We start from the raw sequence: 14689 nt of genomic DNA, 5'->3' as shown, positions 1-14689 counted from the left end.
CCCGGATTGCTTCTTGTAAGGAGAGCCAGATGTCGAAGATCATTACTTCCAAGTATCGTAAGGGCGTTGCAGCAATAGCGCTGTCCGCAGCACTCGCTGGTGCGTTTGTCGCGACCGGTCCAATGGGTGTTATGGAAAATGCCCGTGCTGATGCGGTGAGCGTCAATGCACCCCATCAGGCTGGCTTTGCAGACCTCGTCGAAAAAGTTCGTCCAGCAGTTGTCAGTGTTCGCGTCAAGAAGGATGTGCAGGAGGCCGATAGCCGTGGCCAGCAGATGCAGACCCCTCCGGGCTTTGATCAGCTGCCAGACGGTCACCCTCTGAAGCGTTTCTTCCGCGATTTTGGTATGGAACCGCGTGGTGATGCACGTCCTGAAGGTCGTCGTCCAGGCAAGGGTCCAAAGGCGCGTCCGGGTCATGAACGTCCTTTCGCACAGGGCTCTGGCTTCTTCATCTCGGAAGACGGTTATCTTGTGACCAACAATCACGTCGTTTCCGATGGCGATGCTTACAGCGTTGTTCTTGATGATGGCACCGAAATTGACGCAAAGCTGATTGGTACTGATCCGCGTACTGACCTTGCTGTTTTGAAAGTTGATCAGCCAAAGCAGAAGTTCACTTATGTGAAGCTCGGCGATGACAGCAAGATCCGCGTTGGTGACTGGGTTGTAGCTGTTGGTAATCCGTTTGGTCTTGGTGGCACTGTAACCTCCGGTATTGTGTCGGCGCGTGGTCGCGATATCGGTGCGAGCCTGTATGATGACTTTATCCAGATCGATGCGGCCGTAAATAAGGGTAACTCCGGTGGTCCAACTTTTGACCAGTCCGGTGAAGTGATTGGTATCAATACTGCAATCTTCTCGCCTTCGGGCGGCAGTGTTGGCATCGCGTTTGCTATTCCAGCTTCGACTGCCAAGCAGGTCGTTGATCAGCTGATCAAGAAGGGTTCGGTCGAGCGTGGCTGGATTGGTGTTCAGATTCAGCCGGTTAATAAGGATATTGCTGCTTCGCTTGGTCTGGCTGAAGAAAAAGGAGCACTTGTATCCGCGCCACAGGCTGACGGTCCTGCTGTGAAGGCAGGTATCAAGGCTGGTGATGTGATCACGGCCGTGAATGGTGAAACAGTTCAGGACCCACGCGATCTGGCCCGCAAGGTTGGCAATATTGTACCAGGTGAAAAGGCTGCTCTGACCGTATGGCGCAAGGGTAAGGCAGAAGAGATCGACGTTACCATCGGTGCGATGCCGCAGGATGCAGGCAAGGCCGATAGCAGCAAGTCTGGCTCCGGTGATACAGAGCAGGGCGAGGCTCTCGACTCCTACGGCCTGACGGTCACACCTTCTGAAGATGGTGATGGCGTTGTGATCACCAATGTTGATCCTGACAGCGACGCTGCTGATCGTGGCATTCGCACTGGTGAAACGATTGTAAGTGTTAACAATCAGGTCGTTAAGAGTGCGAAAGACATCGATAAGGCGATTGCCGAAGCCTCTAAGGCTGGTCGCAAGGCTGTGCTGTTGCAGCTCCAGAACGAGGATCAGAGCCGCTTCGTAGCTCTGCCAATCGATCAGGAATAAGCCTGAAGCTTCTGGTTGATTAGTGTATCGAAACAAAATGGCAGGCGGATAACCCGCCTGCCATTGCTTCATTTTCCCTGACAACTTATTGTTTTTACAATCGTCGTCGCTTGCTGTGGGGTAGAGCCATGAAAATTCTCGTTATTGAAGATGACCGCGAAGCGGCCCGCTATCTTGAGAAAGCCTTCAGTGAGGCTGGCCATTCTGCCGACATTGCGGGTGATGGAGAGACGGGTTACGCACTTGCGGAACATGGCAATTATGACGTGCTGGTCGTTGATCGCATGTTGCCAAAGCGCGACGGACTTTCAGTCGTTGCGGGCCTGCGTGCAAAAGGCATGGAGACGCCGGTTCTTATTCTTTCCGCGCTGGGCGAAGTTGATGACCGCGTGACAGGCTTGCGTGCGGGTGGCGATGATTATCTGACCAAACCCTATGCTTTTTCCGAGCTTCTGGCGCGTGTTGAAGTTTTGCAGCGTCGCTCAAGTCCGCGCGAGGCCGATACGATTTATCGTGTAGGCGATCTGGAGCTGGACCGCCTTGCACATACCGCGCGCAGGCAGAATGTGGATATAACCCTCCAGCCGCGCGAATTTCGCCTGCTTGAATATCTGATGCGTCATGCAGGGCAGGTGGTTACCCGTACGATGCTGCTCGAAAACGTGTGGGATTATCATTTCGACCCGCAGACCAATGTGATCGACGTACATATTTCCCGACTTCGTTCGAAGATTGAAAAAGGCTTTGACGGTCCGCTTCTGCACACCGTGCGGGGTGCTGGATATATGTTGAAAGCCGCAAAAGCAAAAGCCGCTGCAAGCACTAAGGTTGAATGATGGGCCGTTTTTCTGCGCTCATGCGGACAACTGCCGCACGCCTCTCCACGCTTTATCTACTGTTGTTTGCCGTGGGCGCGGTTGCTCTGGTCTTTTACATGACCAATCTGTCGGCTTCGATCATCAATAGTCAGACGCAGGAAGCGTTGGGCGAGGAAGTTGCAAGTATCGGCAAAGCCTATTCGCGAGGCGGCATTCCGCAGCTTGTGCGGACAATTGACTATCGTTCGCGTCAGCCGGGCGCTTATCTTTATCTGGTTGCGGATCAGTCAGGACGTATCCTTTCTGGTAACGTCGAAGGTGTGGAACCCGGCGTACTGGACACGGACGGCATCGTTGAGCGCGCCTTTAAATATCGTCGCTACGGCGAACAAGGTACTGAAACCGAGCATCGTGCCATCGCCGTGGTAATCGCTCTGCCAAATGGCATGCGCTTGCTGGTGGGGCGTGACCTTGGCGAACCTGAACGCTTCCGTGATCTTGTCCGAAGTTCGCTGATGCTGGCGCTTGGTATTATGGGCGTTGGTGCGCTGCTGATTTGGTTCTTTGTGGGCCGTCGTGCGCTGAAGCGCATCGATGATATGTCACGTGCCTCGCAGCGCATCATGGATGGTGATCTGACGGGCCGGTTGCCTGTTAACGGCTCGGGCGATGAGTTTGACCGGCTTTCCGGTAATCTGAACGTTATGCTTGGGCGCATTCTTGAGCTGAACGAAGGCTTAAAACAGGTCTCCGACAATATCGCGCATGATCTCAAAACGCCGCTCACGCGACTTCGTAATCGTGCGGAGGAAGCGTTGTCTGGCAAGAAGGCTGGGCCGGAATATCGCGAAGCGCTTGAAGATATTATTGGAGAATCCGATCAACTGATCCGTACATTCAGCGCGATATTGATGATCTCGCGGCTCGAAGCCGGTTACTCATCAGAAAATCTCGATGATATGCCGGTTGCTCCGATTGTTCGCGATGTGGCCGAAATGTACGAGCCGGTAGCCGAAGATGCAGGTGTTCAACTTACGCTCGGTACACTTGATGATGTGCCGCTGCGCATTAATCGTGAGCTCGTGGGCCAGACGGTTTCAAACCTTGTCGACAATGCTATCAAATATGCTCTGAGCAGCGAGAAGTCTGCCGCCGTAACACTCTTAATGGAACGTGATCCGCAATGGGTGCGCATTGTCGTGGCCGATAACGGTCCCGGCATACCGGAAGATAAACGCGAGCAAGCAACCGAGCGTTTTGTTCGTCTTGAAGAAAGCCGTACACAGCCGGGTTCCGGACTTGGTTTAAGTCTTGCCAAGGCAGTGATGAAATTGCACGGTGGCGCTCTGCGTCTTGAAGACAATGGGCCGGGCCTGCGTGCCGTATTGGAGTTCCCTTTGCCGAAAGACGCCTAGTTTTATATTGAATGCTGAGGGTATCATGGCAGCTGGCGACACAAAGGCACTCTTTTTTGACCGTAACCTTTGTGCGCTGGCGCCGCTCGATCCCGAAAGAGCACGTGGGTATCTGGCTGACCTGTCAGAGCGGGCACAGAGCGAAGAACTGAGCCAGGTTGTCGAGCTTTTGCGCAATGAAAAAGCACAGAGCTTTCTCGCAGCGGTGCTCGATCTTTCTCCTTTTCTCCGCGAGTCATTGATCAGTCACCCAAGCATCCTTGACAGGATTACATCCAGTCCACCTGAAACTGCACTCACATATATTCTCTCAAACATTTCTAGCTCGGGCATAGAAGAAGGCATCACCGAAGCCGCTTTGATGACCAGCCTGCGTCACCGAAAGCGAGAGGCGCATGTGCTCATTGCCCTTTGTGATCTGGCACAGATATTTAATACAGAAGCAACGACTGGCTGGCTGACTGATCTAGCGGAAGCCTGCACCGGAGCTGCAATCCGCTTTCTTCTTCGTGAGGCTGATAGTGCTGGCAAGATTAAACTTGTGGACCGCAACGATCCTGAAAAGGGTAGTGGCTGGATCGTACTTGGCATGGGCAAGTTTGGTGCCCGCGAGCTGAATTATTCATCTGATATTGATTTGATTGTTTTCATCGATTCCGAACGTCCGGCAATCATCGATCCCTATGAATGCGTCGATACGTTCTCACGCATGACGCGGCGTCTCGTGCGCATTTTGCAAGATCGCACTGCCGACGGCTATGTCTTCCGTGTTGATCTGCGCTTGCGCCCTGATCCGGGATCGACACCGTTGGCAATTCCGGTCGGTGCAGCCCTTCATTATTATGAAGGGCGCGGGCAGAACTGGGAACGCGCTGCTATGATCAAGGCGCGTCCGGTGGCAGGTGATCGTGAATCTGGTCTGCAAGTTTTGGCAGAACTGGCACCCTATGTCTGGCGCAAATATCTCGATTATGCGGCGATTGCCGATGTGCATTCGATCAAGCGACAGATACATGCGCATAAAGGCCATGGCGATATTGCCGTACGCGGACATAATGTGAAGCTTGGGCGTGGCGGTATCCGTGAGATCGAATTTTTCGTGCAGACGCAACAATTGATTGCGGGTGGTCGCTTTCCTGAATTGCGCGGCAATCAGACTGTTCCGATGCTTGGACGGCTTGCTGAACGCGGCTGGATCACGCAAAAGGCACGTGATGCACTCGGCAAGGATTATTATTTCCTTCGTGATGTTGAGCACCGCATCCAGATGATTGCAGATGAGCAGACGCATATTTTGCCGGAAGACGATGAAGGCTTTGCACGTGTCGCGCATATGATGGGTTATAGCGATCCGGCAGAGTTTTCTGACGTTTTTCTGTCAGCGCTCAAGATTGTTGAAAAGCACTATGCGGCATTGTTCGAGCAAGCGCCTGAACTCGGAGCATCAAGCGGCAATCTGGTTTTCACCGGCGACGTAGACGATCCGGGAACATTGGAAACGCTGGCCTCTATGGGCTATGAGCGGCCCAGCGATATATGTCGGGTCATCCGGACATGGCATTTTGGCCGCTATCGCGCCACGCAGTCAGCCGAAGCGCGAGAACGTCTCACCGAGCTGACGCCAGCCCTGTTGCAAGCTTTTGCTGCAACCAAACGTGCGGACGAGTCGCTTCTGCGCTTTGATGGGTTCTTGCAAGGCCTGCCTTCCGGCATTCAGCTTTTCAGCCTGCTTCAATCCAATCCGCGTCTGCTCAATCTGCTTGTGATGATTATGAGTGCGGCCCCGCGGCTGGCCGAGGTGATCACGCGCAACCCTCATGTCTTTGACGGCCTTCTTGATCCGGCAATTTTCTCGGAAATGCCAACGCGCAATTATCTGGAAGAACGTCTGCGCGCATTTCTTGGATCTGCAAGCGATTATGAAGAGGTGCTTGATCGTCTTCGGATTTTTGCAGCCGAGCATCGTTTTTTGATCGGTATTCGCTTGCTAACCAGTGCCATCGATGGTGTGCGGGCAGGGCGGGCTTTCTCTGATCTGGCGGAGCTTATGATCGGAAAGGCCTTTGAAGCGGTCGAATCCGAACTACAGCGCCGTCATGGCAAGGTGAAGGGTGCTAAGGTTGTTGTGCTTGCTATGGGCAAACTTGGTAGCCGAGAACTGACCGCTGGCTCTGACGTCGATCTGATCCTGCTTTATGACCATGATCAGGATGCGGATTATTCTGAAGGTGAAAAGCCGCTGGCTGCTTCGCAATATTATATTCGTTTGACACAGCGTCTCATTGCAGCTTTGTCCGCTCCAACAGCAGAAGGCGTGCTTTACGAAGTCGATATGCGATTGCGCCCATCGGGGAATAAAGGTCCAGTTGCGACTCATATCGAATCTTTTGGTAAATATCAGCGTAGCGAGGCATGGACATGGGAGCATATGGCGCTGACGCGTGCGCGCCCTATCCATGGCGATACGGAGTTCAGTGATTTCATCCGGGATGAAATTGACGAGGTCTTATCAAGTAAAATTGACACGCAAAAGATTGCCAAAGACGTGCGCGAAATGCGCGATCTCATTTACGAGGAAAAGCCGCCGCGTGACGACTGGGATTTCAAGCTGAAACCGGGAGGCATCGTCGATCTGGAATTTATCGCGCAGTTCGCTGTGCTGATCGGAAAAGTGACAAAACATCCAAGGCCGTTGGCAACGGAGGATGTGTTGGCTGGTCTTGATTCTTCATTTGCTGATCCGAAGACAATCGATGATCTCGTGCAAGCGCATCGCTTCTACACCAATCTTAGCCAGACGATCCGGCTTTGTCTTGGAAGTGATGCGACGCGCGAAGAATTCATCCCTGGAATGGTTGATCTTCTCTGCCGTGCTGCTGAATTGCCGGACATTAAGCGCGTTGAACACCACATCAGCGAGCTCGCCGCCAATGTCCGGGCGAGCTTCGACAACCTTATTGGCTAAAGCATGTCGCGGAAAAGTTGGAGCCGGTTTCTGATAACGACACGCTCTGATCAGGCAGCGTGAATTGCTGTGCCGGGAATGGTTGCAGCCCATTGCTTGCGGTCTGGAATACAGACCGCAACCACTGTCCCCACGCCCTCGGTTGAGCGAATACGCAGCCAGCCGCCATGCAACTCCGCGAGCGAACGGGTGATCGCAAGGCCAAGACCAGAACCACTATGTGTCTTGGTGAACTGGTTTTCCACCTGCTCGAATGGCTGGCCGATTTTCTTCAGCGCTGATTTTGGAATGCCAACGCCAGTATCTTGAATGGTCATGAATAGTGCTGAACCAGTCTTGCGAGCACGGACGGTTATATGGCCGTTATGCGAAGTGAACTTCACCGCATTGGACAGCAGATTGATCAGCACCTGCTTCACCGCACGGCGATCTGCGTTGAGCTGCATGGCATCTTCGATCCGCGTTTCGACCGTGATGTTCTTCTCATCGGCCTGCAGCGAAATCATGCGCACAGTTTCTTTGATCAGCGGGCAGAGATCAATTTCTTCGCGGTCAAGCGAGAAGTGACCAGCTTCAATCTTTGACATGTCGAGAATGTCATTGATAACGTTGAGCAGGAAGTTACCACTGGTGTGAATATCATTGATATATTCTTCATAGCGATCCGAACCGAGTGGCCCGAATGTGCCAGCCTGTATCATTTCCGAGAAGCCGATGATCGCATTGAGCGGCGTGCGCAACTCATGAGACATGTTGGCGAGGAACTCAGATTTCGAGCGGTTAGCTGCCTCCGCGCGCTCTTTTTCTTGACCATATTTGCGCGCGAGTTCTGAAAGTTCACGCACACGGTCACGCTCGCCTTTACGCGCAATCGACAGATCGTGAATGGTTGCCATCAGGCGTCGTTCACTATCCACCAGACGTTCCTGATGCTGCTTGATCTGCGTAATGTCGGTTGCAATCGAAACAAGGCCACCGTCTTGCGTGCGGCGTTCGTTGACCTGTAGCCAGCGGCCATCGCTTAGTTGGCGTTCAAACGTTTGACCGCCTGCACGGTTATGCTCATTCGCCATACGGCGCTCGAAGCTGAATGGGCGGGTATGCGCGTCCACTTCATTACGCGGTACACCCGGCTTTAATGTCCAGACTGGAAGGCCAGCATATTCGCTGAACTTGGAGTTAGCCATCACCAGACGGTTATTAGCATCCCAAAGAACGAAGGCTTCCGAAATATTTTCGATGGCTTCGCGGATCCGCATATCGGCCTCTGCCGTCTGCTGTGCGAAGCGGTGCTGTTCGCTGACATCAAACGCAATGCCGACAAGATGCAGTTCATTTTCTGCGGCAATTTCAGCACGAACGCGCATCCAGACCCAAGAACCGTCGGCATGTCGCATACGGAATACGCGGTCCACATGCGATATGTCGCCAGCCGCTGCCTGTTCAGCAATCGAATAGAGATCACCGTCTTCGGGGTTTATGATTGCTGACACATCGCCAAACGCGAGAACGGCATCCTGGGCTTCATAGCCCAGCATTTCATACATGGAGCGCGACCAATAAATGCGTCCACGTGCCATATCCCAATCCCAGAGACCGCCACGGCCACGCGCTAGCGCCATATCGATACGGCGCTGAATTTGGCCGGAAAGATCGTCCGCTTCACGCGCCCGCGCTGCCTGACTGAAATAGGCGTAGAGAATGGCGAACATCACGCCGGTGGTGCCGGCAAACAGTGTCACGTTCAGAGAAACCGCACGCTTCCACTCGGCGAATATCGTGCTTTCGGGTTCTGCCGCAATAATCGCATAGGGAACGGTAATCGGCTTTGAAACCGTGCCGAAAGCAACTTCGCCGTTCATTACGATTGTGAGTACGCCCGCACGCTCTGCAAACATGAAGAGCGGTTGAATGTCACTGAAAATATCATCGGCGCGTTTGCCGACTATATCTGTTGCAGGGCCGGATGCGGTGACAATGACGGAATCGTCATTGACCAGAGCGACAGTCATGCCGCTGGATGACAGCCCGCGCGAGCGAAATTCGGCAACCGTATTATCAAGATCTTTGGGCGACATTTGCGCGCCAGCCTGCGTACCATTTGCGGCGCGCTCGATCATCTGCGCCAGATTAGCCGTTGCAGCAGACAGAGCGGCCTTGTGCTGGAGCTCAATGTCTTCGCGCCATGACAGCATGGAGAAAACACGCGCCACACCGAGTATGACTAGAAAGATGACAATGAGAGCAGGAACAAGACGGCGCAATGCTGGTTCCACGGCTATAAATTTTCCATAAGCAGGGCCTGCGAGAAGCTTGGCATGACCTGACAGTCTGCCTTTCTTTCGCTTGCCGCCGGAGTCGCGTTTGCTCTCCGCCGTCGCGCTATACGCGTCGGTGCTCGCCATTTAAAGCCCCTCATATATGTCGAAACAGTTCCAGAAACGCTTTAAGCGCTGTCCGCCCGGAACTGTGTGAACTGAAATCTCTACTCGAAATGTTTCGGAATACGCCATCTCCGAACAAGGCTAATGAATCAAAAGTGATTCGTGCTGTCCAGTGAATTCGTTAATGAGAAGTAAATTACCGCATTTGCCATTCTGATTTTCTATTGAATCTCAAACTGTTAAGCGGAATCAATTTGAGAGGTCGCGCATCTAACACCATGAAAAGACTCATGAAAGCCGTAAGCTTTTTCAGTATTTATGCGACTTTGCTTCAATATAACCAAAATCAACAACCCCGGCCCAATTCAAGGCCGGGTTTTCGAATCATAGAGCCATTTAGCCGATTCGCGAATCAAGCCAGCGTGCGATCAACGATGTCGCGCAGATCGGTCGAGAGCTTTTGCGTACCGGAAATACGAGCAAGAGCGGCGCGTGCATGTTCACGACGTGTATCCTCCAGTGAACGCCATGACCGCAAGGCAGTCAGAAGACGGGCCGCAAGCTGCGGGTTCTCAGGATCAATTGCCAGAACAATGTCGGCAAAGAAATCATAAGCAGCGCCATCTTTGCGATTGTACCCTGTCGGGTTGCTGGCCGAAAAGGCACCGATCAATGCACGCACGCGGTTTGGATTGTCGAACGAAAGCAGTTTGTCTTTTGTCAGTGTACGAACGGCTTCAAGCGCTTTCTCACCCGGACGCGTTGCCTGCACGATAAACCACTTGTCCATGACTAGACCGTCATCACCGAAACGCTTCTCAAAGGATGCGAGTGCGTCGAGCGCTTCATGGCTGTCACCGAACCGATGCACCAGCACGCTGAGTGCCGCCGCTCGGTCTGTCATGTTGTCACTATGCGCAAATTGCTGTGCTGCGCGTGCTGGGCTGTTTTCATGACGGCTAAGATAATCAACCAGTACGTTGCGTAACGCGCGCTTGCCTGCCGATTGAGCATCAGGGGAGAAAGCGCCGTCTTGTTGCAAGCTGGTGTAAAGCGCTACAAATTCTTTCGCGTAGGCCGATCCGATTGCTGCAATCAGATGATCGCGGCTTGCAAAGATAGCATCCGGATCAACATTTTCACCCATTTCGCGCGCAATATCGCTTTCGGTAGGCAAGGTCAGGCACAAAGCGCGGAAGGCGGCGTCGAGTGTTTCGTCAGTGGCAATCTTACCGGCAAGCGTGATGATCTTCTCGTCGGTTTCGGGTGCATGTCCGCCACGTAAGCGTTTTGCACCTTCAAGCAGCGCCTGTGTGAAAATAACAGTCAGCGCCTGCCAGCGTGCTACCGGGTCACTGTCATTGAGCGCGAGAAAGGCCCGATCTTCTGCCGTAAGCGGCGAGACCAGATTAACTGGTGCCGAGAAGCCACGCAGCAACGACGGGACAGGGCGCTCTTTAATGCCTTTGAAGATTATAGTTTCGGTAGCGCTATGCAGATGGATGATGCCGTCATGCACCTCGCCCCCTTCCACAGACGAAGCTTCCATATCCTTGCCGTTAGAACCTAACAGACCAAAAACGACTGGGATATGCATTGGCTTCTTCACTGGCTGACCGGGAGTAGGGGCAAGTGATTGCGTGAAATTGATGGTGTAGGTTTCGTTTACGGCATCGAAATCGAAACTTGTTTCGACCTTCGGTGTGCCTGACTGATCATACCAGAGCGCGAACTGTGAAAAATCTTGTCCTGAGACATCGGCAAAGACCTTGATAAAATCTTCAATCGTTGCCGCATCGCCGTCGTGGCGCTCAAAATAAAGATCCATTCCTTTACGGAAAAGATCTGGCCCAATGATGGTGCGGATCATCCGCACCACTTCAGAGCCTTTTTCGTAAACAGTTGCCGTGTAGAAGTTATTGATCTCGCTATATTCGCGTGGGCGCACAGGATGCGAGAGCGGACCGCTGTCCTCTGGAAACTGTTGCGCCTTAAGAATTTTCACCTCAGCAATGCGCTTCACAGGCCGCGAGCGCTCATCGGCTGAAAACTCATGGTCACGATAAACGGTCAGGCCTTCTTTAAGGCAAAGCTGGAACCAGTCGCGGCAGGTGATGCGATTACCGGTCCAGTTATGGAAATATTCATGCGCAATGACTGCTTCGATCCCCGCATAATCGACATCCGTCGCGGTTTCAGGATCGGCCAGCACATATTTGTCGTTAAAGACATTCAGGCCCTTATTTTCCATGGCGCCCATGTTGAAATCGGAAACCGCGACGATATTGAAAATATCCAGATCGTATTCGCGACCGAACTTCTCCTCATCCCAGCGCATCGAACGCTTCAGTGCATCCATGGCATAGAGGGCGCGTTCTTTCTTCCCATGCTCAACATAGATGGCGAGATCCACCGCGCGGCCAGATTGCGTCGTGAAATTGTCTGTCACAACATCGAGCGAGCCTGCGACAAGCGCGAACAGATATGACGGCTTGGGATGCGGGTCATGCCAGATTGCAAAATGCCTATCAGGGTTGCCTGAAACGACACCCTGCTGAACAGGATTGCCGTTCGCGAGCAATATTGGTGCTGCTGTTTTTTCGGCGTTGAGGCTGACCGTATAGATGGAGAGCACATCAGGGCGATCATAATAATAGGTTATACGCCGAAAGCCTTCTGCTTCGCATTGTGTGCAATAGACATTGCTTGAACGATAGAGACCCGAAAGCTGACGATTGGTTGTGGGATTAACTTCCGTGATGATTTCCAGTGTAAAGCGTTCAGCCTCTGGCAGGTCCGTGATTTCCAATCTGTCTGGTGTGGCCGAATATCTGTTATTGTTGAGAACTTTGCCATCAAGGCGAATGCTGACAAGTTTCAGTTCATCACCATCGAGAACAAGCGGCGTGCCTGCAACTGTTCCCTCGCGGCGCTCGATAACGAGTTCTGCGCGGACAATCGTTTTTTCTGGCTCAAGGGTGAAATCGAGTTTCGTTTCGGGAATAGCGTAAGGCGTTGGGCGATAATCTTCGAGGCGGAATGTCTGGCCGGTTTCAGTACGCATTGCGAAACTCTTCTCTGTGATCACTCTGATGCACGAGTCGTATCCGGCTTTTTAGCAAACGACAAGAAAAGCTAATTGGCGAAATAATTTTACCAGCAACATCCTTTGCGTGCTGGTACTTTATAGAGAACGGGCCTATGGATGAGGTGTTGAAGTTCCTATCCCGCCTTAGTCTCCTATCTCCCGTTTAAGGAATTGCGTTGTGAAGTCCCCCCAGGACGCGGCCTCCGCAAATGTTCAGCCGAATGAAACGGCTGAACCTGATCTGCTTCAAAACAACCCAATGCTTGGCATTAGCCTCAAAGTTGCTTCGGTTGCTGTGTTTGTCGGCATGTCGACGCTGCTCAAAGCTGCAGACGGAATTCCCCTTGGGCAATTGATCTTTTTCCGTTCATTTTTCGCGGTATTAGCCATCCTCGTCTATTTTGCAGTGCGTGGTCAGGTATCAGGTATTCTTCAAACACGACATGGTTTCAGCCATTTCTGGCGCGGCATGGTGGGCGTTGGAGCTATGACGCTGAGCTTCTACGCTCTGACCAAACTGCCTTTGCCCGAAGCAATCGCAATCAACTACGCGTCTCCGCTTATTGCTGTGGTGTTGGGTGCCGTCATTCTGCATGAAGTTGTCAGAATGTATCGCTGGAGTGCCGTGGTGATTGGGCTCTTTGGTGTTCTGATCATTATATGGCCCCGTATGACGCTGTTTGCAGAAGGTCAGGTGGGACATAATGAGGCGATGGGTGCACTCGCGGCGCTCGGCGGAGCAATCATGGCCGCTTTTGCAATGATGCTCGTGCGTCGTCTCGTTCAGACAGAAAAAACATCGACAGTTGTTATTTACTTTTCGATCTCAGCAACCGTTATTTCTCTGGTCAGTATTCCGTTTGGCTGGGTTATGCCAAGCGGACCGCAATTCGCGATGCTGATTGCAGCAGGTGTCGCTGGAGGCGTGGCGCAAATTCTTTTGACTGAGTGCTATCGCCATGCACCTATGAGCACCATTGCGCCTTTCGAATACACATCAATGCTGCTAGGTCTTGGCATCGGTTTTTTCTTTTTTGGCGATGTTCCAACACTGGAAATGCTGTTCGGCAGCGCGATTGTGATGAGCGCTGGCGGCTACATTATTTATCGCGAGCATCAGTTGGCGCTTGCTCCTCATAAGACAAATACACCACAGCAAACACAGTGAACGTCAAGCCTGGCCGGGTGTTGCTTCTGAACGTGGGTCAAGCTGCATGGTTTCGGGCGTAGGCTGCCCGTCCGGCGTATAGATTTTGAATTCTGTTTTCTGATCGCTGACCGCTGGGCGCTCGAAGCGACGGATGCGCCAAAGCGCATGCAGTCCATAGACCGCATAAGCGACCGCCATGATGACAAAAAAGCCCGAAGCACCCATCAGGTCCATAAGCGGTCCTGATATGGCAGGGCCAATCACGCTGCCTGCTCCGTAAATAATGAGCAACCCGCTCGAAACTTTTACAAATTCGCTCGCATCAGCATAGTCATTCGCGTGAGCGACGTTGAGGCTATAAATCGGATAGATGACGGAGCCGAACAGGAACATCATCGTATAGAGTGCATAAGGCGACGTGGGGTGTGCAATAAGCATAATCAGTGAAATGGTGAACCCAATTGCGCCCGCTACTACCATTACGTAGCGGCGATCCACGACATCAGAAGCACGTCCGAGTGGATACTGAAAAATAACCCCGCCGATCATGGCGCATGCCAGCATTGTCGCAATGCCGAATGTCGAAAGCCCGTTCATGCCGCCGTAAATTGCAGCGAGAAAGCTCCACGTGCCTGCGACGATCCCAGCAATAAATGATCCAACTGCCGCCGCAGGGGAGCGACGATAAAGGCCTTTCAAGTCAAGCTTAACCTGCGTCAGCGGATTTGGGGACTGCGCACTGGACAGTGCAGTCGGCAGCAAAGCGCTGGCGTAGATAATTGCGCAGATGATGAAGAGCGTCTGCGTTGTTGCGTCGCCAAATGGAAGAATATATTGGCCGCACATCAGGCCAAGCATGGTGATGATCATATAGATTGAGAAGACGCGGCCGCGCGATTCATTGGTAACACGCTCATTCAACCAGCTTTCGATGATCATATAAGAACCAGCCAGCGAAAATCCGGCGATGCCACGAAATATCATCCACGCATAAGGGCTTACGATCAATGAATGCAGTAGCAACGCGATTGAAAGCAGTGTCAGCAAGGCTGAGAAAACGCGCACATGTCCGACGCGCCTAACCAAATGAGGGATGACTATGCAGCCGATGGTAAAAGCAAGCGCATAGGTCGTTCCCATCCAGCCGATTGTGGTTGTGGACCAGCCTTCAAGACCGCCACGAATAGGCAGCAAAATACCGGCAAGTCCACCGGCAAGCAGCATCAAAAATGTGCTCGCTAGCAGTGCTGCAATCGGCAAAAGCTGACCGGCCATAACAAACTCCCCCAGAC

At 52.7% G+C, this 14689-nt stretch carries 8 protein-coding genes; 5 read left to right on the top strand and 3 right to left on the bottom strand.

The window, feature by feature from the left end:
* Nucleotides 1-29 precede the first annotated feature (29 nt).
* The 4 genes from ACOZHT_RS01870 (at nt 30) to ACOZHT_RS01855 (ending at nt 6775) form a co-directional block, all read left to right on the top strand.
* Nucleotides 30-1577 carry a Do family serine endopeptidase gene (locus ACOZHT_RS01870; RefSeq protein ID WP_421565290.1) on the top strand — a complete coding sequence of 516 codons (1548 nt, stop codon included), beginning with the start codon at nt 30-32 and terminating at the stop codon, nt 1575-1577.
* A 128-nt stretch (nt 1578-1705) separates the two neighbouring features.
* Nucleotides 1706-2413 (top strand): response regulator transcription factor, encoded by a 708-nt coding sequence (locus ACOZHT_RS01865; protein WP_339508154.1) that lies wholly within the window; start codon nt 1706-1708, stop codon nt 2411-2413.
* Entirely contained in the window at nt 2410-3810 is a 1401-nt protein-coding gene (locus tag ACOZHT_RS01860) for a HAMP domain-containing sensor histidine kinase (RefSeq protein WP_339508155.1), read from the top strand. Before ACOZHT_RS01865 ends, ACOZHT_RS01860 begins: the two co-directional genes overlap by 4 nt.
* A 25-nt stretch (nt 3811-3835) precedes the next feature.
* Nucleotides 3836-6775: a bifunctional [glutamine synthetase] adenylyltransferase/[glutamine synthetase]-adenylyl-L-tyrosine phosphorylase gene (locus ACOZHT_RS01855; protein WP_339508156.1), complete on the top strand. Its 2940-nt coding sequence runs from the start codon at nt 3836-3838 to the stop codon at nt 6773-6775.
* Nucleotides 6776-6825: 50 nt separating this feature from the next.
* Here ACOZHT_RS01855 and ACOZHT_RS01850 read toward each other — a convergent pair whose 3' ends face one another.
* Complete coding sequence (locus tag ACOZHT_RS01850) at nt 6826-9180, bottom strand: PAS domain-containing sensor histidine kinase (protein ID WP_339508157.1); 2355 nt, start codon at nt 9178-9180, stop codon at nt 6826-6828.
* Nucleotides 9181-9571: 391 nt separating this feature from the next.
* Complete coding sequence (gene pepN / locus ACOZHT_RS01845; RefSeq protein ID WP_339508158.1) at nt 9572-12223, bottom strand: aminopeptidase N; 2652 nt, start codon at nt 12221-12223, stop codon at nt 9572-9574.
* 283 nt (nt 12224-12506) lie between these two features.
* On the opposite strand from pepN, the gene ACOZHT_RS01840 reads away from it, so the two are divergent.
* Entirely contained in the window at nt 12507-13415 is a 909-nt protein-coding gene (locus ACOZHT_RS01840; RefSeq protein WP_339508903.1) for a DMT family transporter, read from the top strand.
* Nucleotides 13416-13418: 3 nt separating this feature from the next.
* Here the strand turns inward: ACOZHT_RS01840 and ACOZHT_RS01835 are convergent, their stop codons facing one another.
* Nucleotides 13419-14672: an MFS transporter gene (locus tag ACOZHT_RS01835; protein WP_339508160.1), complete on the bottom strand. Its 1254-nt coding sequence runs from the start codon at nt 14670-14672 to the stop codon at nt 13419-13421.
* Nucleotides 14673-14689 lie beyond the last annotated feature (17 nt).

Source organism: Ochrobactrum sp. EDr1-4 (assembly GCF_049199085.1).
Lineage (GTDB): Bacteria > Pseudomonadota > Alphaproteobacteria > Rhizobiales > Rhizobiaceae > Brucella.
This window is presented reverse-complemented; position numbering and strand designations above follow the sequence as displayed.

Bases quoted from the DNA above. Each gene is read 5' to 3' on its own strand.
- ACOZHT_RS01870 (WP_421565290.1), top strand. From the start codon at position 30: ATGTCGAAGATCATTACTTCCAAGTATCGTAAGGGCGTTGCAGCAATA.
- ACOZHT_RS01865 (WP_339508154.1), top strand. From the start codon at position 1,706: ATGAAAATTCTCGTTATTGAAGATGACCGCGAAGCGGCCCGCTATCTT.
- ACOZHT_RS01860 (WP_339508155.1), top strand. From the start codon at position 2,410: ATGATGGGCCGTTTTTCTGCGCTCATGCGGACAACTGCCGCACGCCTC.
- ACOZHT_RS01855 (WP_339508156.1), top strand. From the start codon at position 3,836: ATGGCAGCTGGCGACACAAAGGCACTCTTTTTTGACCGTAACCTTTGT.
- ACOZHT_RS01850 (WP_339508157.1), bottom strand. From the start codon at position 9,180: ATGGCGAGCACCGACGCGTATAGCGCGACGGCGGAGAGCAAACGCGAC.
- pepN (WP_339508158.1), bottom strand. From the start codon at position 12,223: ATGCGTACTGAAACCGGCCAGACATTCCGCCTCGAAGATTATCGCCCA.
- ACOZHT_RS01840 (WP_339508903.1), top strand. From the start codon at position 12,507: ATGCTTGGCATTAGCCTCAAAGTTGCTTCGGTTGCTGTGTTTGTCGGC.
- ACOZHT_RS01835 (WP_339508160.1), bottom strand. From the start codon at position 14,672: ATGGCCGGTCAGCTTTTGCCGATTGCAGCACTGCTAGCGAGCACATTT.